Source organism: uncultured Serinicoccus sp. (genome assembly GCF_947487915.1).
Lineage (GTDB): Bacteria > Actinomycetota > Actinomycetes > Actinomycetales > Dermatophilaceae > Ornithinicoccus.
Genome location: NZ_CANKYH010000011.1, coordinates 1 through 17,944 on the forward strand (window position 1 = coordinate 1; position 17,944 = coordinate 17,944).

19 protein-coding genes are annotated in these 17,944 nt (G+C 73.8%); 6 read left to right on the plus strand and 13 right to left on the minus strand.

Annotated elements, in window-relative coordinates; genetic code table 11:
- Positions 1–203 precede the first annotated feature (203 nt).
- From Q0795_RS14705 to Q0795_RS14740, 8 genes are all read right to left on the minus strand, one after another.
- Positions 204–911, minus strand: coding sequence for a metal-dependent transcriptional regulator (locus Q0795_RS14705; RefSeq protein ID WP_298890863.1), 708 nt, complete (start codon positions 909–911; stop codon positions 204–206).
- 49 nt (positions 912–960) lie between these two features.
- Positions 961–1,653: a pyridoxamine 5'-phosphate oxidase gene (gene pdxH, locus Q0795_RS14710; protein ID WP_298890864.1), complete on the minus strand. Its 693-nt coding sequence runs from the start codon at positions 1,651–1,653 to the stop codon at positions 961–963.
- Positions 1,650–2,045 carry a hypothetical protein gene (locus tag Q0795_RS14715; protein WP_298890865.1) on the minus strand — a complete coding sequence of 132 codons (396 nt, stop codon included), beginning with the start codon at positions 2,043–2,045 and terminating at the stop codon, positions 1,650–1,652. Before Q0795_RS14715 ends, pdxH begins: the two co-directional genes overlap by 4 nt.
- Before the next feature lie 60 nt (positions 2,046–2,105).
- The gene (locus Q0795_RS14720; protein ID WP_298890867.1) at positions 2,106–3,932 is read right to left on the minus strand and encodes a gamma-glutamyltransferase family protein; all 1,827 of its coding nucleotides are present in this window, start codon (positions 3,930–3,932) and stop codon (positions 2,106–2,108) included.
- Between the two features lie 89 nt (positions 3,933–4,021).
- On the minus strand, positions 4,022–5,302 hold the full coding sequence (locus tag Q0795_RS14725; RefSeq protein WP_298890869.1) for an MFS transporter: 1,281 nt from the start codon (positions 5,300–5,302) through the stop codon (positions 4,022–4,024).
- Complete coding sequence (locus tag Q0795_RS14730) at positions 5,299–5,775, minus strand: MarR family transcriptional regulator (RefSeq protein ID WP_298890871.1); 477 nt, start codon at positions 5,773–5,775, stop codon at positions 5,299–5,301. The genes Q0795_RS14725 and Q0795_RS14730 overlap by 4 nt, the downstream gene beginning before the upstream one ends.
- Positions 5,776–6,242: 467 nt before the next feature.
- The gene (locus Q0795_RS14735; protein WP_298890873.1) at positions 6,243–7,199 is read right to left on the minus strand and encodes a hypothetical protein; all 957 of its coding nucleotides are present in this window, start codon (positions 7,197–7,199) and stop codon (positions 6,243–6,245) included.
- 282 nt (positions 7,200–7,481) lie between these two features.
- A complete protein-coding gene (locus Q0795_RS14740; protein WP_298890875.1) occupies positions 7,482–8,945 on the minus strand; it encodes an NCS2 family permease in 1,464 nt (487 codons plus the stop codon).
- Between the two features lie 18 nt (positions 8,946–8,963).
- Between Q0795_RS14740 and Q0795_RS14745 the strand changes: the two genes are divergently transcribed.
- Positions 8,964–9,245, plus strand: coding sequence for a DUF2530 domain-containing protein (locus tag Q0795_RS14745; RefSeq protein ID WP_298890877.1), 282 nt, complete (start codon positions 8,964–8,966; stop codon positions 9,243–9,245).
- 1 nt (position 9,246) lies between these two features.
- On the opposite strand, the gene Q0795_RS14750 is transcribed toward Q0795_RS14745, so the two are convergent.
- The 4 genes from Q0795_RS14750 to Q0795_RS14765 all read right to left on the minus strand — a co-directional run bounded on the left by Q0795_RS14750 (position 9,247) and on the right by Q0795_RS14765 (position 13,037).
- Positions 9,247–10,002: a DUF3027 domain-containing protein gene (locus Q0795_RS14750; protein ID WP_298890879.1), complete on the minus strand. Its 756-nt coding sequence runs from the start codon at positions 10,000–10,002 to the stop codon at positions 9,247–9,249.
- Positions 10,003–10,007: 5 nt separating this feature from the next.
- Positions 10,008–10,409: a cold shock domain-containing protein gene (locus Q0795_RS14755; RefSeq protein ID WP_298890881.1), complete on the minus strand. Its 402-nt coding sequence runs from the start codon at positions 10,407–10,409 to the stop codon at positions 10,008–10,010.
- A gap of 156 nt (positions 10,410–10,565) precedes the next feature.
- Positions 10,566–11,831, minus strand: coding sequence for an ammonium transporter (locus Q0795_RS14760; RefSeq protein WP_298890883.1), 1,266 nt, complete (start codon positions 11,829–11,831; stop codon positions 10,566–10,568).
- A 189-nt stretch (positions 11,832–12,020) separates the two neighbouring features.
- Positions 12,021–13,037: an o-succinylbenzoate synthase gene (locus Q0795_RS14765; RefSeq protein ID WP_298890884.1), complete on the minus strand. Its 1,017-nt coding sequence runs from the start codon at positions 13,035–13,037 to the stop codon at positions 12,021–12,023.
- Between the two features lie 96 nt (positions 13,038–13,133).
- Here Q0795_RS14765 and Q0795_RS14770 point away from each other — a divergent pair, with 96 nt between their 5' ends.
- Positions 13,134–13,544 carry a VOC family protein gene (locus Q0795_RS14770; RefSeq protein WP_298890885.1) on the plus strand — a complete coding sequence of 137 codons (411 nt, stop codon included), beginning with the start codon at positions 13,134–13,136 and terminating at the stop codon, positions 13,542–13,544.
- Between the two features lie 22 nt (positions 13,545–13,566).
- On the opposite strand, the gene Q0795_RS14775 is transcribed toward Q0795_RS14770, so the two are convergent.
- On the minus strand, positions 13,567–14,754 hold the full coding sequence (locus Q0795_RS14775) for a glycoside hydrolase family 26 protein (RefSeq protein WP_298890887.1): 1,188 nt from the start codon (positions 14,752–14,754) through the stop codon (positions 13,567–13,569).
- A gap of 69 nt (positions 14,755–14,823) precedes the next feature.
- Between Q0795_RS14775 and Q0795_RS14780 the strand changes: the two genes are divergently transcribed.
- The 4 genes from Q0795_RS14780 (at position 14,824) to Q0795_RS14795 (ending at position 17,941) form a co-directional block, all read left to right on the plus strand.
- On the plus strand, positions 14,824–15,765 hold the full coding sequence (locus Q0795_RS14780) for a 1,4-dihydroxy-2-naphthoyl-CoA synthase (protein WP_298890889.1): 942 nt from the start codon (positions 14,824–14,826) through the stop codon (positions 15,763–15,765).
- A gap of 100 nt (positions 15,766–15,865) precedes the next feature.
- Positions 15,866–16,501: a hypothetical protein gene (locus Q0795_RS14785; protein WP_298890891.1), complete on the plus strand. Its 636-nt coding sequence runs from the start codon at positions 15,866–15,868 to the stop codon at positions 16,499–16,501.
- Positions 16,485–17,645 carry an o-succinylbenzoate--CoA ligase gene (gene menE / locus Q0795_RS14790; protein WP_298890893.1) on the plus strand — a complete coding sequence of 387 codons (1,161 nt, stop codon included), beginning with the start codon at positions 16,485–16,487 and terminating at the stop codon, positions 17,643–17,645. The genes Q0795_RS14785 and menE overlap by 17 nt, the downstream gene beginning before the upstream one ends.
- A gap of 17 nt (positions 17,646–17,662) precedes the next feature.
- Positions 17,663–17,941 (plus strand): PLD nuclease N-terminal domain-containing protein, encoded by a 279-nt coding sequence (locus Q0795_RS14795; protein ID WP_298890895.1) that lies wholly within the window; start codon positions 17,663–17,665, stop codon positions 17,939–17,941.
- The last annotated feature ends 3 nt before the right edge of the window (positions 17,942–17,944 follow it).

Below are 17,944 nucleotides of genomic sequence, written 5' to 3' on the forward strand. Positions count from 1 at the left end.
GATCGGCGCGCGGACAGGACTAGGCAGTCGCGCTCGGGGGTCCCCCCAGGGAGGAGGACTCTTCGAGGTTACACAGGGGTGCTGCCAAATGTCACGCTCAGGTAACGACGGCGTGGCCGGCCCGTGACGTCACCCCCCGGCACAGGGCTGCTGACCTGCACCGATGCCGGTCGACTTGACCATTCTTCCAGGACCGGAGTGAGTCATCTCACAGCAACATCGGCGCCGGTGACGACACAGAACACGTGCCCGGCCACATCGTGCGGCAGGGACACGGCCTCCCCGTCGACGGCGCCGACGATGGTCCGCCCCTCCTCGCCCCAGATCTCCACATCGGCCCCCGGGCGGATGCCGGAGTCGAGGAGCAGGCCCAGCACCTCGGGGTCCACCTGGACCGGTTCGCCCAGCCGCGCGACGCGGGCCGTCGTGCGCCCACCCCGCTCGGCGATGTCGCTGCTGGCCTCGCCGTCCGCCGCCGGGGCGTCGTCACGTCCGAGCTCGGCCAGGCCGGGCACCGGGTTGCCGTAGGGCGAGCTCGTGCCGTCCTCGACCAGCTCCAGGATGCGTCGCTCGACCTGCTCGCTCATGACGTGTTCCCACCGGCACGCCTCGTCGTGGACGAAGGCCGGGTCGAGGCCGATGACGTCGGTGAGCAGGCGCTCGGCGAGCCGGTGCTTGCGCATGACCCGGACGGCAGCGGTACGCCCGGCCTCGGTCAGCACGAGGTGGCGGTCCTCGGCCAGCTCCAGCAGGCCGTCCCGCTCCATCCTCGCCACGGTCTGGGAGACCGTGGGACCCGACTGGCCCAGCCGCTCGGCGATCCGTGCCCGCATGGGCAGGACGCCGTCCTCCTCCAGCTCGAAGACGGTCTTGAGGTACATCTCCGTCGTGTCGATCAGATCGCCGCTCACGGCGCCATCCTACGGTCGAGGTCCGACACGGCCTCCCGGACGGCGGGGGTCACGGCTGGATCCGTCCGCGCCGCCACGCGTCCGGCTCGTCCAGCCCACCGGGCGCCACCCGGGTCCAGACCAGCCGGTCGTGCAGGCGGTTGCGCCGACCGCCCCAGACCTCGACCCGCTCGGTCCGCACGCGGTACCCGCCCCAGTGGGCCGGCAGGGGCACGTCGTCGGCGTCGCCGGTGTCCGGCCAGCGCTCCTCGCAGCGCCGGTATGCCTCCTCCAGGGCCGCGCGGTCCGCCACCGGGTCGCTCTGGGCCGAGGCGTGGGCGCTGATCCGCGAGCCGTAGGGGCGGCTCCGGAAGTAGTCGGCGACGAGATCGTGCTCCAGCGCCTCGGCATACCCCCGGAAGCGCACCGCGCGGTACATCGAGGGCCAGGTCAGCGAGATGGCGACCGCGTCGTTCTCCCGCAGCTGCCGCCCCTTGGCCGAGGCGGTGTTCGTGAGGAAGCCGGGGCCGCGGCCGTCCAGGAAGCGCAGGAGCACGGTGCGGACGTCCGGCATGCCGTCGCCGTCGACGGTGGCCACCGAGATGGCCGACGGCTCCGGCACGTCGCCCTGCTCGTCCTGCCGCGCGATCGCGGCGTCCAGCCACGCCTGCACCAGCGGCAGCGGCGCGCCCGGTGCGTCCGCCTCGACGATGCCCTCGCCGCTGTAGTCGGTGCGCCCACCGAGGGCCGGCGTGCCGGTCACCGCTTGCCCCGTCGGGGCAGGTGCACGGTGCGGCGCAGCTCGTCCGGGGTGTGGCGCTTGCCCGGGTCGGCGTTGAGCAGCAGCGTGTCGAAGGCGGCGTCGGTGTGCGGGTGGACCCCTACCGGCTCGTTGCGCGAGAACACCACCCAGTAGGGGTGCCCCCGGTGGAAGACCTGCTGGAGCGAGCCGTCCACCACGGTGTCGGCGTGCGCCAGGGCGTGCTTGCGCGGGTTGGTGCGCGCGCGGGTCGCCTGGTCCTGCACGAACTTCGTCGCGGGCTCACGCTGCTTGAGGATCTGGTCCACCACCTGGGGGCCGTACTTCTGCGCCAGGGCGTAGACGACCGGACCGTACTTGATCGCCTGCCTGGCCAACCGTGTCTTGCCAGCCACGGGTCCTCCTGCGGGTCTCGGGGTGCGCTGCCAGCCTAGGCGGTGCACCGGGTCAACGGGTCAACGCCCGACGGCATACCCCTGCATCCCGCGCGGGTTGGCGGCGGCACCGAGCACCCCGGTGTCCGGGTCGCGGCTCACGGCACACATCCGCCCGAGGCTCCAGGGGCCCTGGTCGAGCACCTCGTGGCCGCGGCCGCGCAACCCGTCCAGCACCTCCTCGCCGAGGCGGGACTCGGCGACGAGGACGCCAGGCTCGCTGGCGCGCGGGTGGAAGGAGCCGGGAAAGCTCGTCGTGTGCACGTTGGGGGCGTCCACGGCCTCCTGCAGCCCCAGCCCGCCGACGAGGTGGCGCAGCAGGAAGACGCTCTGCCACTGGTCCTGCTGGTCGCCGCCGGGGGTGCCGCAGGCGAGCACGGGTTTGCCGTCGCGCAGCACCATGGTCGGCGTGAGGGTGGTCCGGGGGCGCCGCCCGGGGACCAGCGAGCTGGGCAGCCCCTGCTCGAGCCACATCATCTGCAGCCGGCTCCCCAGCGCGAACCCCAGCTCGGGGATGAACGGGCTGGACTGCAGCCAGCCTCCGCTCGGCGTCGCCGAGACGAGCATGCCCCACCGGTCGACGACGTCGACGTGGCACGTGTCGCCGCGGGTGGCGCCGTCGCGTTGGACCGTGGGCTCCCCGGCCGTGGCGTCGCCGGGCTCCACGTCGGCCCCCTCGGTCTGCCGGGCCTGGGCCGCGACCCTGGGGGTGCGCCCGCCGGGCGAGCCCGGGCGCAGCTCGCGCGAGGCCTGCGCGGAGATGAGGGCGGCCCGCTGGGCGAGGTAGTCCGCGGCCAGCAGCTCGGCCACGGGCACGTGGACCTCGGAGCCCTCGTCGGCGCTGTCGCCGAGCCACGCCTCCCGGTCGGCCATCGCGAGCTTCCACGCCTCGACCAGGGTGTGCACGCCCTCGACGGTGTCGAGGTCGACGTCCGACTCCGGACCGCCGGAGGCCTCGTCCACCATGGCCAGCACCTGCAGCAGCGCCGGCCCCTGCCCCCAGGGGCCGGTCTTGGCGATCGTGTGCCCGCGCCACGGTGCGGTGACGGCGTCCTCCCAGGTCGCCTCGAAGGAGGCGACGTCGTCGGCGGTGATGACGCCCGGCAGCACGGCCCCGCCGCTGTGCCGGAAGGCGCGCTCGGCGAAGGCCCCGATCGCCTCCGCGACGAACCCCTGGCGCCAGGCCCGCAGCACCGCGTCGATGCCACCCTCGCGGGTGGCCCCTCCCTGCACGGCCGACTGCTCCTCCGCGAGCAGCCGCTCCAGGGTGTCGGCCCACGCCGGGTTGGTGACGACGCTGCCCGGCTCGGGGGCGGCACCGTCGGTCAGCCACTGGTCGGCGGAGGGGTGCCAGTCGGAGGTGAAGAGCTCGGCGACCGAGGCGATCGTCGCGCTCACCCGCGGCAGGACGGGGTGGCCGTGGCGGGCGTAGTGGAGAGCGGGCTCGAGGGCCTGCCGGGCGCTCGTCGTCCCGCGGTCGCGCAGGAGGGTCAGCCACGCGTCGACCGCGCCGGGCACGGCGGTGGCCAGCGGCCCTGACCCCGGCACCCGGTCCAGCCCGGCCTGCACGAAGTGCTCCGGGGTGGCGCCCGCGGGGGCCGGGCCCTGGCCGCACAGCACCCGCGGAGTCGGGTCGTCCACCGAGGAGACGATGAGCGGGAGGTCACCCCCCGGTCCGTTGAGGTGCGGCTCGACGACCTGCAGCACGAAGCCGGCGGCGACCGCCCCGTCGGCGGCGTTGCCGCCGAGCTCGAGCATCCGCATACCGGCCGAGGACGCGATCCAGTGCGTGCTCGACACCATGCCGAAGGTGCCGGTGAGGGTGGGGCGCGTGGTGAACGTCGTCATGGTCGCTCAGCCCAGCGTCGCGAGGACGGGGACGAGGATGAGGGCGGCCAGGGCCACCAGGACGACGACGCGACGGGTTCGGGCGCTCATCAGACCACCTTCTCAGGGAGGGGTTCGGTCATGCGCACCAGGTAGACCGGGCGCGGCCAGGTGGCGCGGAAGCGCAGCCGCAGCTGGTCGTGGCGCATGAGGTAGAGGGTCGCCAGCACCGCGGTGCCGCCGCACATGAGGGTGGCGATGAGCACGGTCGAGCGGGCGCCGAACTGCTCGGCGAACCAGCCGAGGAACGGCGAGCCCACCGGGGTGCCGCCCATGAAGACGGCCATGTAGAGCGCCATCACCCGGCCGCGGACCGCCTGGTCGACGGTGAGCTGCACCATGGCGTTGGCGCTGACCATGACGGTGAGCGCGCAGAGCCCGGTCGGCACGAGCAGGATCGTGTATGCCGTGAAGCTCGGCGCGAACGCGAGCGCGCCGGTGAGCACGGCGAAGGCGAGGAGCGACCCCAGCAGCAGGCGCCACCGCGGACGCTCCCGCCGGGCCGCCATGAGGGCCCCCGCGAGGGAGCCGATCGCCATGACAGAGCCGGTGATCCCGAAGTCGGTGACGCCCTTGCCGAAGACCTGGGTCGACATCAGGGCGTTGAAGATCTGGAAGTTCATCCCGAACGTGCCGTGCATGAAGGCGACGACGAGGATGAGCATGATGTCCGGTCGACCGCGCACGTAGGCGATGCCCTCGCGGACCCGGCCCCGCGGGCCGGTGCGCGGTTTGCTCGTGAGCTGGCTGGGGTCCATCGCCAGCAGCGCCACGATGACGGCGACGAAGGTCAGCGCGTTGAGGAGCAGGGTGGGGCCGGTGCCGAAGGCGGCGATGAGCAGGCCCGCGACCCCCGGCCCGAGCAGCCGCCCGGAGTGGAAGGAGGCGGAGTTGAGGCCGACGGCGTTGGTGAGCTGCGCCTTGGGCACCATCTCGGAGACGAAGGACTGCCGGGCGGGGGCGTCGACGGCGGCGGCGGTGCCGGACAGGAAGGCCAGCAGGAACATGTGCCACAGCTGCATGTGCCCGGTGAGCACCGCGACGCCCATGACCACCGCGAAGAAGGCCATGGCCGACTGGCTGACGAGCATGACGTTGCGCTTGGAGAAGTTGTCGCTGATGGCCCCGGCCAGCGGGGTGAAGAGCAGGATCGGCAGGAACTGCAGGCCGGTGACGATGCCGAGGGCCTGCGCCGAGTTGTCGGTGAGCTCGGTGAGCACCACCCAGTCCTGGGCGACCCGGCCCATCCAGGTGCCGGTGTTGGAGATGATGGCGCCGGTGGCGTAGATCCGGTAGTTGCGCACCGACAGCGCGGAGAACATCGCGCTCATCGGCCCTCCCCCCTGCGGGCCGGTCGGTCGCCTGCCCGGTCGGCCTCGAGGATCTGCTCGACGAGGTCGGTGGCCCGGCGCAGCAGCGTCCGGTCCCGCTCGCTCAGCCCCTCGAGCCGGGCGGCCATCCACGCGTCCCGGTGCTCACGCTCGCGGTCGACGACCTCCCGGCCCTCCTCCGTCAGCGACAACCGCACGAGGCGACCGTCGTCGGGGTCGGGCGAGCGGACGACATACCCCTGGTCGGCGAGCTGGGCGACGCTGCGGCTCATGCTCGGCGCGCTCACCTGCTCGATCGCGGCGAGCTCCCCGAGGGTGCGCGGCTGCTCGTGCAGGCGCACCAAGACGCTGAAGTGGTGCGGGGCGATGGTGTTGTCGGCGTCGAAGCGCACCCGCCGCGCCACCCGCATGCAGGCGATGCGCAGGTCGTGCGCCAGGGCCGCGGTGGCGGGGTCCGGCGTGAGGTCAGGCATACGGTCGTTAGTCTAACTCATTACCTGACCTAACGATCTGCCGAGGGGGTATGCCCCGGCCCCGCTGCCCGAGGTGCGCCACCGACCTGCTGGCTGCCGAGGGACGGCATGCCGTGCGCGGTCATGGCCCCCGGAGGGCCACCGGCTCGCACAGTCCCGTGCCTCACGACCGCGACCCACTCGGCCAGCCCCTCGCAGGCCCGACCGTGCGCGGTCATGGCCCCCGGAGGGCCACCGGCTCGCACAGTCCCGTGCCTCACGACCGCGACCCACTCGGCCAGCCCCTCGCAGGCCCGTCCGTGCGCGGTCCTGGCCCCCGGAGGGCCACCAGCTCGCACAGTCCCATGCCTCAAGACCGCGACCCACTCGGCCAGCCCCTCGCAGGCCCGTCCGTGCGCGGTCCTGGCCCCCGGAGGGCCACCGGCGCACACTGCGCCGCAGCCCGCGCCCCTCGGGGCGCCGGCGGCTCAGGGCGCTGGCGCCAGGCGCGGGTCGGTGCCGACGGGGCAGCCGGGCGAGCAGGGTCGGGGCCGACCGCGCCAGCCCTGCCGCATCTGCACCAGCCCCACCTCGACCGCAAGCTCGCACGGGCGGAGGACGATGTCGCTCCAGCCGGCCCGGAGCGTCAGCCGGCCGTGGGTCAGGCCCGAGCGGTCGCGGGCCCGGTCGAGGTGGATGCGGTCCTGATGGAACAGCGCCCCGTCGATCTCGACCCCGACCCCACGCTCGCGGTCCAGCAGGTCGAGGTACTGCTCGCCCCGGGCCGGCAAGGCCTCCCGCCTCCCCCTCAGCTCCCCCGACGGGGCCACCGCCACCTGGGGCGTCATCGCCGGGAGCCCGTGCGCCCGCTCGACGTCACTGACGTAGCGCCACTCCGCCACGCTGCCCAGGCCCAGCTCGGCCGCCTCCAGCACCGTCTCGAGCTCCGCCCGCCGGGGGTGGCGCGGGTGGTGGGCCAGCTCGGCCCGCAGCGCTGCCGGGCTGGAGCGGCCCGGCCGGCACGCCCGCAGCAGCAGGGCCACCACCTCCTCGTCGCCGACCCTCGGCAGGGCCAGGACGTCGAGGACGCTCTGGTGCAGGCCGGTCACGGGGATGCCGGAGCGGACGGCCCGGGTCAGCCGCCGTCGACGGCGCACCCGGACGCCGCGCAGGTCTGCGCGCAGGGTGCGGGCGGCCGGGATCGCGACGGTGACCACCGGTGGCCGCCGGTCGGTGAGGCCCCACAGGGCCAGGGAGCACTCCTCGCTCGCGACGGCTCCCGCGCCGGCGGCCAGCACCGCAGCGGTCACGCGCTCCTGCCAGGCGACGGGCCCGGAGTGGGTGAGGTAGACCCCCCGGTGCATCAGCTGCCACTGCCCGCGGGCGAGCAGGCCGCGGACCTGCTTGGCCGACCACCCGCCCGCCAGCGCCTGCTTCCTCGTCACCACCCCCTGCACAGGACCAGCCTGGCAGCGCGACGACGCCCCCGGGCCCGTCATCCACAGGGCACGGGCCCACCGTGCGCGGTCGTGGCCCCCAGAGGGCCAGGAGTGCGCACAGTCCCCGGCCGCCAAGTGCCCTCGAGTCCCCACACGGCCCCACCGTGCGCGGTCGTAGCCCCCAGAGGGCCAGGAGTGCGCACAGCCCCGGCCGCGAAGCGCCCTCGAGTCCCCACACGGGCCCACCGTGCGCGGTCGTAGCCCCCAGAGGGCCACGGGGGCGCACAGCTACACCCCGAGCAGCCCCCGGATCGGGTCGATGCCGAAGTAGACCAGGAAGAGCACGGCCACCAACCACATGAGCGGGTGCACCTGCCGGGCCTTGCCGCGCACCACCTTGAGAAGCACCCAGGTGACGAAGCCGGCGCCGATGCCCGCGGTGATGGAGTAGGTGAACGGCATGAAGACGATGGTGAGGAAGGCGGGGAAGGCGATCTCGAGGTCGTCCCAGTCGATGCCGACGACCTGCTGCATCATGAGGAAGCCGACGACGACCAGCGCCGGCGTCGCCGCCTCGTGCGGCACGATCGCGACCAGCGGCGACAGGAACGTCGTCAGCAGGAAGAGCACGCCGGTGACCACCGAGGCCAGCCCGGTCCGCGCGCCCTCGCCGACCCCCGAGGCGCTCTCGATGTATGACGTGTTGCTGCTCACCCCGCCGGCGCCACCGGCGATGGCGCCGATGGAGTCGACCACGAGGATCTGCCGGGTCCGGGGCGGGTTGCCCTCCTCGTCCAGCAGCCCGGCCTCGGCGCCGACCGCGACCATGGTGCCCATGGTGTCGAAGAAGTCGGCCAGCATGAGGGTGAACACGAGCAGGAAGAGCGCGGTGAACCCGATGGCCTCGACCGACCCCAGCAGGCTGAACTGGCCCAGCAGGGAGAAGTCCGGCGCGGCCACGACGCTGTCCGGCAGGGCGGGCACCCCCAGCCCCCACCCGGTGGGGTTGCTGCCGTCCGGGGCCTGCGGCCCGATCTCGAAGACCGCCTCGACGAGGATCGCCAGCAGGGTCCCGCCGACGATGCCGTAGAGGATCGCCCCCTGCACCCGCAGCGCCATGAGGGCGGCGATCGCGAAGAGCCCGACGAGGAAGACGACCGTGGGCCAGCCGGCCAGGAAGCCTCCGACGCCGAGCTCGACCGGCACCGGCCCGCTGGCCGGACGGCGCACGATCCCGGCGTCGACCAGGCCGATGATGGTGATGAACAGCCCGATGCCGACGCTGATGGCCGTCTTGAGCTGGGTCGGCACGGCCCGGAAGACCGCCTCCCGGAAGCCGGTGAGCACGAGGACGAGGATGATGATGCCCTCCAGCACCACCAGCCCCATGGCGTCGGCCCAGGTCATCCCGTCCAGGCTGGCGATGCCGTAGGCGACGAAGGCGTTGAGGCCCAGCCCGGTCGCGAGCGCCAGCGGGTAGTTCGCCACGACCCCCATGAGCACGGACAGCACCCCCGCGACGAGGGCGGTGCACGCGGCGATGACGGCCAGGTCTCCCCCCGCGAGCAGCTCGCCGGTGCCGTCGGGCACGGTGCCGATGATGAGCGGGTTCAGGACCACGATGTAGGCCATCGTGAAGAAGGTCGCGAGCCCGCCCCGGAGCTCTCGCGCGAGCGTGGACCCGCGCTGCGAGATCTGGAAGAAGCCGTCGAGGGAACCCGTGGAGCGCGTGTCCGGCGCGGTGGTCGACATGCGCGTTAGCGTAGTCGGGTGAGCACCGGTCCCCAGCACGCCGACGACGACCCCGCCGAGGCCGGCCGCGGCGAGCGACCCGCCCCCCTGCAGCCGCCGGAGGTGCCGCTGCGGACGATCACGCTGGTCCGCTGGGGCACCCTCGCCTGGGGCGTCGTGCTGCTCGTGCTGCTCCTCGTGCCGACGCTGCGCAGCGGCGAGCGCGACTGGTGGGTGTGGGTGCCCGTCGCCGGGGTCGTCGGTGGCCTGCTGGGGTATGCCTACCTTCGCCGCGGCAAGGGCAACGCGGCCGAGGCGTGACTCAGCGCTCGGTGTAGACGATCTCGGTCTCGTCGTCGAGCACCGGCGGGTCGACCTTCTCGCTGGTCCGCTGCTCGACGTCGACCTCGCTGTGGGCGCCGCAGCCGAAGTCGAGAGCCACGACCGCTCCGTCGGCCGGCGACCACTCGTTGGCGCAGACCCCGAAGACCGAGCGCAGCGCGCCGGACATGGGGACGAAGTAGCCGCAGGTGCGGCACGGCGCGGGTGCCTTGCGGGCGCCCTCGCTGCCGGGTCCGCGCTCGCCGTCGTGCCAACGGGTCGCGGCCGCGTCGCGACCCTCCGGCGACAGGACGCGCGGACGACCGAGGCCGAGCTCCCACAGGGCGACGGCGTCGACGTCCTCCTCGCCGGTGGCCTCGAAGCCGGCCTCCAGCCGCGGGTCGTCCTCGACGAAGGCGGTGCGGTCCCCGGGGCCGATGTCGCCGGGCGCGAGACGCTCGGCATACGGCACCCACTCGGGCGCGAGCAGGGCGCCCTCCCCGGGCAGCAGGTGGACCTCGCTGACGGTGGCCTTCCTGGCCCGTGGGACCCGGGACAGGGTGACCGCCCAGCGCCAGCCCGGGTAGGCGGACGCGGAGCAGGCGAAGTAGTGGGTGGCCAGCCGCTCGGCCTCCAGCACCACCTCGAGGTGCTCCCCCACGGTTCCGGGCTCGGCGATCTCGAGAGCGGCGGCGCGGGCGACCTCGACCGCCCCGGTCAGGACGGCGTCGCTCTTCGGGCTCCTGGCGGTCGGCATCCGGTCTACTTTCCCGCCTCGAACTGGTCGGCGACCGCGCGCAGCGCCTTCGCCATGGCCGTGCCGTGCGGGCGGTCGGGGTAGTGCCCCCGGCGCAGCGACGTGGACGCCTGGTCCAGCAGGGTGATGAGGTCCTCCACGACGACCACCATCTCCTCGGCCGGCTTGCGGTCCCGCATCGACAGGCCGCGGGAGACCGAGGGCGCCGGTTCCATGAGCCGCACGTGCAGCGCCTGGTCACCGCGCTTGCCGGCGACGATGTCGAACTCGACCCTGCTGCCGCGCTCCAGGGCTCCGACGCCGTCGGGCAGCGCGGAGCGGGGTACGTAGACGTCGTTGCCCTCGTCGCTGGACAGGAAGCCGAAGCCCTTGTCCTCGTCGAAGAACCTGACCTTGCCGGTAGGCACGGAGCACCTCACGAAGGGTGTGGGGGATGAACGGGATCCACCGAGGATATCCCGCGTGACGGCGCGGGTCGAATGGCTTCCCCCGGGGCAGACCTCACCCCCGGTGCCGGATGGGCGGCACCGGGGGTGAGGCGACTCGCGTGTCGCCCCGAGCGACTAGACGCGGGCCTCCTCAGCGATGGGGTCGTAGGAGGCATCCCCCTCACTGAAGGCATAGGCGGACTCGCTGTGCTCGGACAGGTCGATGCCGCGCTCCTCGTCCTCCGGGCTGACCCGGAAGCCGATGGTCCGGGCGATGACGAGCGCGATGAGCGTCGTCATGATGCCGGTGTAGAGCAGGGTGAACACGGTGGCCACGAGCTGGGCGACCATCTGGTCCATGCCGCCGCCGTAGAACAGGCCGCCGCCCTCGCCCTCCACCGGCAGGGCCAGGAAGCCGAGCATGACGGTGCCGATGATGCCGGCCACGAGGTGCACGCCCACGACGTCCAGCGCGTCGTCGTAGCCGAACCGGTACTTCAGGCCGACGGCGAGCGCCGAGCCGATCCCGGCGACCACGCCGAGGAGCAGCGCGCCCAGCGGGGAGACGCTGGCGCAGGCCGGGGTGATGGCGACCAGACCGGCCACGACACCGGAGGCGGCGCCGATCGAGGTGGCGTGGCCGTCGCGGAGCTTCTCGGTGACCAGCCAGGCGAGCATCGCCGCGGCCGGGGCGGCCAGGGTGTTGACCCAGATGAGACCGGCCTCCTCCGCGGAGCCCGCGGCGCCGCCGTTGAAGCCGAACCAGCCGAACCACAGCAGGGCGGTGCCGATCATGACGAGCGGGATGTTGTGCGGCTTGTGGAAGCCCTTGGCGAAGCCGGCGCGCGAGCCGATCACGTAGACGAGGACGAGCGCGGCCAGCCCGGCGTTGATGTGGACGACCAGGCCGCCGGCGAAGTCGATGGCCTCGCCGAAGGTGCTGCCGATCCAGCCGTCGGCCGAGAGCAGACCGCCACCCCAGACCATGAAGGCCAGGGGGCAGTAGACGAGGGTGACCCAGACGGGGACGAAGACCATCCAGGACACGAAGCGGGTGCGGTCGGCGATGGCGCCGGAGATGAGGGCGACCGTGATGATCGCGAAGGTCGCGCCGAAGCCGATGCCGATGAGGTCGCCGGTGCCGACGGAGCCGGCGAGCCCGAAGTCACCGGCCGGGTTGCCGACGATGCCCCCGAGCAGCGGCGGGGCCGAGCTCATGCCGTAGCCCCACAGGACCCAGATGACGCCGACCAGGCCGATGGAGACGAAGGACATCATCACCATGTTGAGCGCGGCCTTGGCCCGGGCCATGCCGCCGTAGAAGAACGCGAGACCGGGGGTCATGAGCAGCACGAGCGCCGCGGACACCATGACCCAGACATCGCTTGTCGAGAGTTCCATCGTTGTGCCTCCAGTGAGTGGTGCGGACGAGCGGCCTCCCTGGGGTCACGTCGTCGGGGTGGGAGGTCACGTCGCTGTGGGCACCAGTCAAGACCCGCCATGTTTCAGGACCAGGCGCATCCGCGTAACAACTGTGTTGCCGATGTTTCCGTCGCGTAAATCTTTCCCGATACCGCTGTCGCCCCGACCTCACGGGGCTCGGAGGAGGGCGTGCGCGCGGGTCAGCCGCGCCCGCCACCAGGACTCGCGCCCCGCGTCCATCCGGTATGCCGTGAGCGCGGCCGGGTCGACCGAGGCCCGGGCCGCGTCGGCCCGGGCGACGGTGAGCCCGCCCCCCACCGGCACGAGCGGCTCGGCGACGACGTCGGCGGCCAGCAGGGCGCCGGTGCCCAGGCCGCAGTCGTGCTCCAGGACCGGCAGCGCCGCGGCGAGCCGCACCCCCAGGGCCAGCCCCACCGAGGTGTCCAGCGCGGAGGAGACCACGGCGGGCAACCCGGCCTGCTCGATGATCTCCAGCGCCCGCGCGACGCCGCCCAGCGGCGCCGCCTTGACCACGACCAGGTCGGCCGCCCCCCGCCGGGCGACCTCCAGCGGGTCCTCGGCGCGGCGCACCGACTCGTCCGCGGCGACGGGGACGTCGACCCCGGCCCGCGCCAGCGCCAGCCGGAGGGCGGCCAGCTCGGCGACCGTGGCGCACGGCTGCTCGGCATACTCCAGCCCCGTCGGCGCGAGCGCCGTGAGCGCCCGGACGGCGTCCTCCACGGACCAGGCGCCGTTCGCGTCGACGCGGATCCGGGCGGCCGGGCCGAGGACGCGCCGCACCTCGCGGACCCGGGCGACGTCGTCGGTCAGCCCCTGGCCCTTCTCCGCCACCTTGACCTTGGCGGTCCGGCGCGCGTCGTACCGGGCGAGCACCTGCGCGACCTCGCGGGCGGCGACCGCCGGCACGGTCGCGTTGACCCCCACCGCGTCGCGCACCGGGGCCGGCAGCCCGCCCCAGCCGGCCTCCACCGCCGCTCCGAGCCAGCGCGCGGCGTCCGCGTCGGCATACTCGGTGAACGGTGCCCACTCGGCCCACCCGTGCGGCCCGCGCAGCAGCACCGCCTCCCGCTCGGTCACCCCGCGGAAGCGCACCCGCAGCGGCAGGACCACCACGTGCGCGGCTGCCAGCAGGTCGTCCAGGTCGGGGGTCGGCGTCGGGGGCACGGCCCCAGGGTAGGCGTGACCACCAGCCCGGGCTCACGGACAGCGGCTGACCGGGTCCCAGAGCACACTGAGGTCCTCGACAGAAAGGGACACCCCATGGCACTGAAGTGGTACACCGTCGTCGTCGACTGCGCGGACCCCCAGGCGCTGGCCCGCTGGTGGGCGGAGGCGCTGGACTGGCTGGTGGTCTTCGACACCCCGGAGGAGGCGGTGGCGGTCCCGCGCCAGGCCATGGAGGCTCCGCAGCACGAGCCCGACCTCGAGGCGTGGATGCAGCGGGGCCAGGGCCTGGTCTTCGTCCCGGTCCCGGAGGGCAAGGAGGTCAAGAACCGGCTGCACCTCGACCTCGCCCCGCACACCAGCCAGGACCGCGACGCCGAGATCCAGCGGCTCATCGACCTCGGCGCGACCCGCGTGGACGTGGGTCAGACCGAGGAGCACACCTGGACGGTGCTGGCCGACCCCGAGGGCAACGAGTTCTGCGTGCTGTCGACCCGCGACGGCTGAGCCGCGCGCCGACCGCGCCCTCTCAGCAGCCGTCGCCGGGGTGCACGTACCACTCCGGCAGGTCCCCGGCGTACGCCTGTGCGACGTCCGGCGTCCCCGTGGCACGCCAGTCGACGACGGCGTCGACCTCAGGCTCGTGCTTGCGCCACTCGAACCAGTTGACCATCTGCAACCGGGGGAAGTCCCGGTGCACGGAGGGATCGACGAGCTGGGACCACCAGGCGCGCTTCACCGCCAGCTCGTCCGCGCCGGGCCCGCCCGGGCGGAAGAAGGCTGCTGTCTCGGGGATGCCGAGGGGTTTGCCGCGCTCCTCGGCGTAGTCCGCGTAGAAGTCGGGGACGGCACTCTCGTCACCGGCAGCCCCGACGTAGGTGCCGGTGAGCTGGTCGACGAACTTGTCCTCCTCCGGCACGACGTTGTCGCCCCACGGGTGGGAGTCGCCCCAGTGGTAGAGCGACATACCGACCCAGTCCACGGCCTCGTCGCCGGGGTAGTACGGGGCATACGGGTCGTCACCCTCGTCGACCGTCCCGTCGGCGGAGGTGTCGAGGATCCCGTAGGCCTCGGACCCGGGTGGGGCGGCGTGCGCACCACCGGTGAAGGGGTACCCCCCGCCGTAGTTGGGCGCCCACATCATGGCGCTGCCCGGGGCCTCGCGGTGGACCGCCCCGGCGACCCGGCGGAAGGCCTCCCGGAAAGCCTCCGGTTGCTGGCCCCAGGGGTACCAGGACCCGTTCATCTCGTGCGCGAAGCGCACGATGACGGGGACACCGTCGCGGTTGTAGCCGTCCAGCAGCGCGGCGAGGGCAGCGACCGCCTCGTCGGTGACGTCGTCGAGCCCCCCGTGCGGTTCGAGCGTGAGCAGCAGCATGCCGCCGTTGGCCCGGACCTGGTCCTTCGCCGCCGTGACGTGGGCCTCGTCCTGGGACTCCAGCGGGAAGCGCGAGAAGCTCACCGCCACGGCCGGCCGCTCGCCGAGCCGTTCGGCGTACTCCGCGAGGAGGTCACGCTCCCAGTCCAGGTTGACCCCGGCCAGGACGCCGGAGGCGGGTGCCAGTCCGTCCTCCAGCGGCAGGCACCCGGCCGCTGGCGGCGGGGTCGACACCGTCTCGTCCTCCGACCCCGGCCCGGTCAGAGGTGGCACCGCGCAGGCCCCCAGGAGCACGGTGGCGACGACGGGGAGGGCGATGCGGCTCACTCGCGTGGACACCGCCCCAACGTAACCGGACGCCTCGGTGCCCCGGCGGGCCGGGGTCGGCCACCGCCTAGGCTGACCTGCGTGAACGATGAGAGCAGCCAGGCAGGCCACCCCTTCGACCCCGACCAGTGGGAGGCGGTCGAGGGCTTCGACCTCACCGACGTCACCTACCACCGGCACCGCGAGCTGGGCTGCGTCCGCATCGCCTTCGACCGACCGGAGGTCCGCAACGCCTTCCGCCCGCACACCGTCGACGAGCTCTACCGCACCCTCGACCACGCCCGGATGACCCCGGACGTCGGCGTGGTCCTGCTCACCGGCAACGGACCCTCGCCCAGGGACGGGGGGTGGGCGTTCTGCTCCGGCGGCGACCAACGGATCCGCGGCCGGAGCGGCTACCAGTACTCCTCCTCCCCCGGTGCCGACCCCACCCGCGACGGGGTGGACGAGGCCCGGGTCCGCGCCGAGGGCGGGCGGCTGCACATCCTGGAGGTGCAGCGGCTCATCCGCACCATGCCCAAGGTGGTCGTGGCGGTGGTCGGTGGCTGGGCGGCCGGAGGCGGGCACAGCCTGCACGTCGTCTGCGACCTGACGATCGCCTCCCGGCAGCACGCCCGGTTCAAGCAGACCGACGCCGACGTCGGCAGCTTCGACGCCGGCTACGGATCGGCATACCTCGCCAAGATGGTGGGCCAGAAGAACGCGCGCGAGATCTTCTTCCTCGGCCGCGCCTACGACGCCGAGCAGATGCAGCGGATGGGGGCGGTCAACATCGTGGCCGACCACGCCGCGCTGGAGACCGAGGCGGTGCAGGCGGCCCGCGAGATCCTCGGCAAGAGCCCGACCGCCCAGCGGATGCTCAAGTTCGCGCTCAACCTCACCGACGACGGCCTCATGGGCCAGCAGGTCTTCGCCGGCGAGGCGACCCGGCTGGCCTACATGACCGACGAGGCGGTCGAGGGCCGCGACTCCTTCCTGGAGAAGCGCGAGCCGGACTGGCGCGCCTACCCCTGGTACTTCTGAGCTGCCTGCCCCCGGGGCGTCCGCGCCCAGGGGTGCCGGCGCCCCACCGTGAGAGGATGACGAGGCCGATCACGGCCGCGACCAGGGAGGACCTTCCGCGATGCGACGCTCATTCATGGCTCTGCTGGCCGCCCCCGCCCTGTTCCTCACGGCCTGCGACGGCGGCGCGGAGGTCGTCGAGGCCACCTCGGAGGGCACGGACGACGCGGCCCTGACCAGCGGGGCCGGTGCCTCCGACGGGGACGTCGCCACCGCCGACCCGGACGACGCCGGCGACGACGCCGCGGTGACCAGCGCCGCGCCCGAGGGGGTGGAGGGCGGCGAGGCGGGTCAGGCCGCCGCCGACCGCGCCAAGGAGTTCCTGCTCGCCCTGGTCGACGCGGACCCGGCGGCCTGCGGCCTCATGCTCTCCTTCACCGACACCAGCCGGCCGATGGCCCAGGTGCCGGAGGACCTCGAGCTCTGCGAGGAGCAGCTGCCCGAGACCATGTCGGCCGCCGTCGAGGCCCAGGGGCTCGGCGAGGAGGGCCGCGACATCCTCGGCGCGATGCAGCTGCGGGGCGCCGAGATCAGTGCCGAGGGCGACACGGCCCTCATCGACGAGGACAACTACTCCGAGCTCTTCGCCGAGTCGATGGGTGAGTCGACGATCACCCTGGTCCGGATCGACGGCGAGTGGTTCGTCGACGTCGAGCGCTTCCTGCAGACCCCCGAGCCCGGTGGCGGCGGACGCTGACGACCTGGTCGTGCCGCCCGGCGCGACCTGGACCGACCTCGGGCCGCCGCTGCGACGGCTCATGACCGGTGCCCAGCAGCGGCCGGTCGTCGTGTCGACCTCCGGATCCAGCGGCACGCCGAAGCGGGTGCGGCTGCCCGCGGCCGCGCTGCGCGCCTCGGGCACCGGCACCGCCGAGCGGCTCGGCGGGCACGGCCAGTGGGTGCTCGCCCTGCCCACCCACCACGTCGCCGGGCTGCAGGTCCTCGCCCGGTCGGCGCTGGCCGGCACCGAGCCGGTCGAGCTGGATGCCGCGCGACCGTTCACCGCGGAGGTCCTCGCCGCGGCCGTCGGGAGGCTGGACCCCAACACCCGCCGCTACGCCTCGCTCGTCCCGACCCAGCTGCACCGGGCGCTCGCCGACCCCGAGGGCGTGGCCGCGCTGCGGGACCTGGACGCGGTCCTCGTGGGCGGTGCGGCCACCGACGACGCGCTGCTGGCGCGGGCCCGGGCGGCCGGCGCCCGCGTCGTCACGACGTACGGCATGTCCGAGACCTGCGGCGGCTGCGTCTACGACGGGGTGCCGCTGCCCGGGGTCCGGGTCGAGGTGACCGTGGAGGGCCGCGTCCGGCTGGGCGGGCCGGTGCTGGCGGAGGGTTACGTCGACGACGCGGACCGCACGGCGCGGTCCTTCGTCACCGACGCGTCCGGCCGGTGGTTCCTCACCGAGGACCGCGGGGTATGCCGTGCCGGCCGCCTCACCGTGCTCGGCCGGGTCGACGACGTCGTCCTCACGGGCGGGCACAAGGTCGAGCCGCGCGACGTGGAGACGGCGCTGCGGGCGCTGCCGGGCGTGCGGGACGCGCTGGTCGTCGGCGTGCCGGACGCCGAGTGGGGCCAGCGGGTGGCCGCCCTGGTCACCCTGGAGCACGGCCCGGGGCCGCCCGCCACCCGTCGCGACGCCGGCGCCGAGCAGCACCGCGGCGACCCCCCGACGGGTGCGGACCTGCGCGCCGCCCTGCGCCGGAGCCTGCCCGCGCACGCGGTGCCGCGGCAGGTCGAGGTGGTGGACGGCATACCTGCGCTGCCCACCGGCAAGCCGGACCGGGCGGCGGCGCGTCGACTGCTCGACGCGGGTGGCAGAATGAAGCCTCACCTGCACTGACGTGGAAGGAGGCAGACGTGCTCCGCGTCGTCGTCGCCGTAGCGCTCCTGGCGTTCGTCGTCTTCACCGTCGTCGACGCCGTGCAGACCGACAAGCACGAGGTGCGCGGTCTGCCCAAGCCGGTGTGGGTCGTCGTGTGCGTGATCCTCCCGGGCCTCGGCGGCCTGGCCTGGCTCGTCGCCGGGCGCCCCCGCAGCCTGCTCGACATCATCTTCGGGGACCGGGGCGGACGCTCCGGGCGCCCCCGCGGCCCGCTCGGGCCGGACGACGACCCCGACTTCCTGCGAGACCTGTAGGAG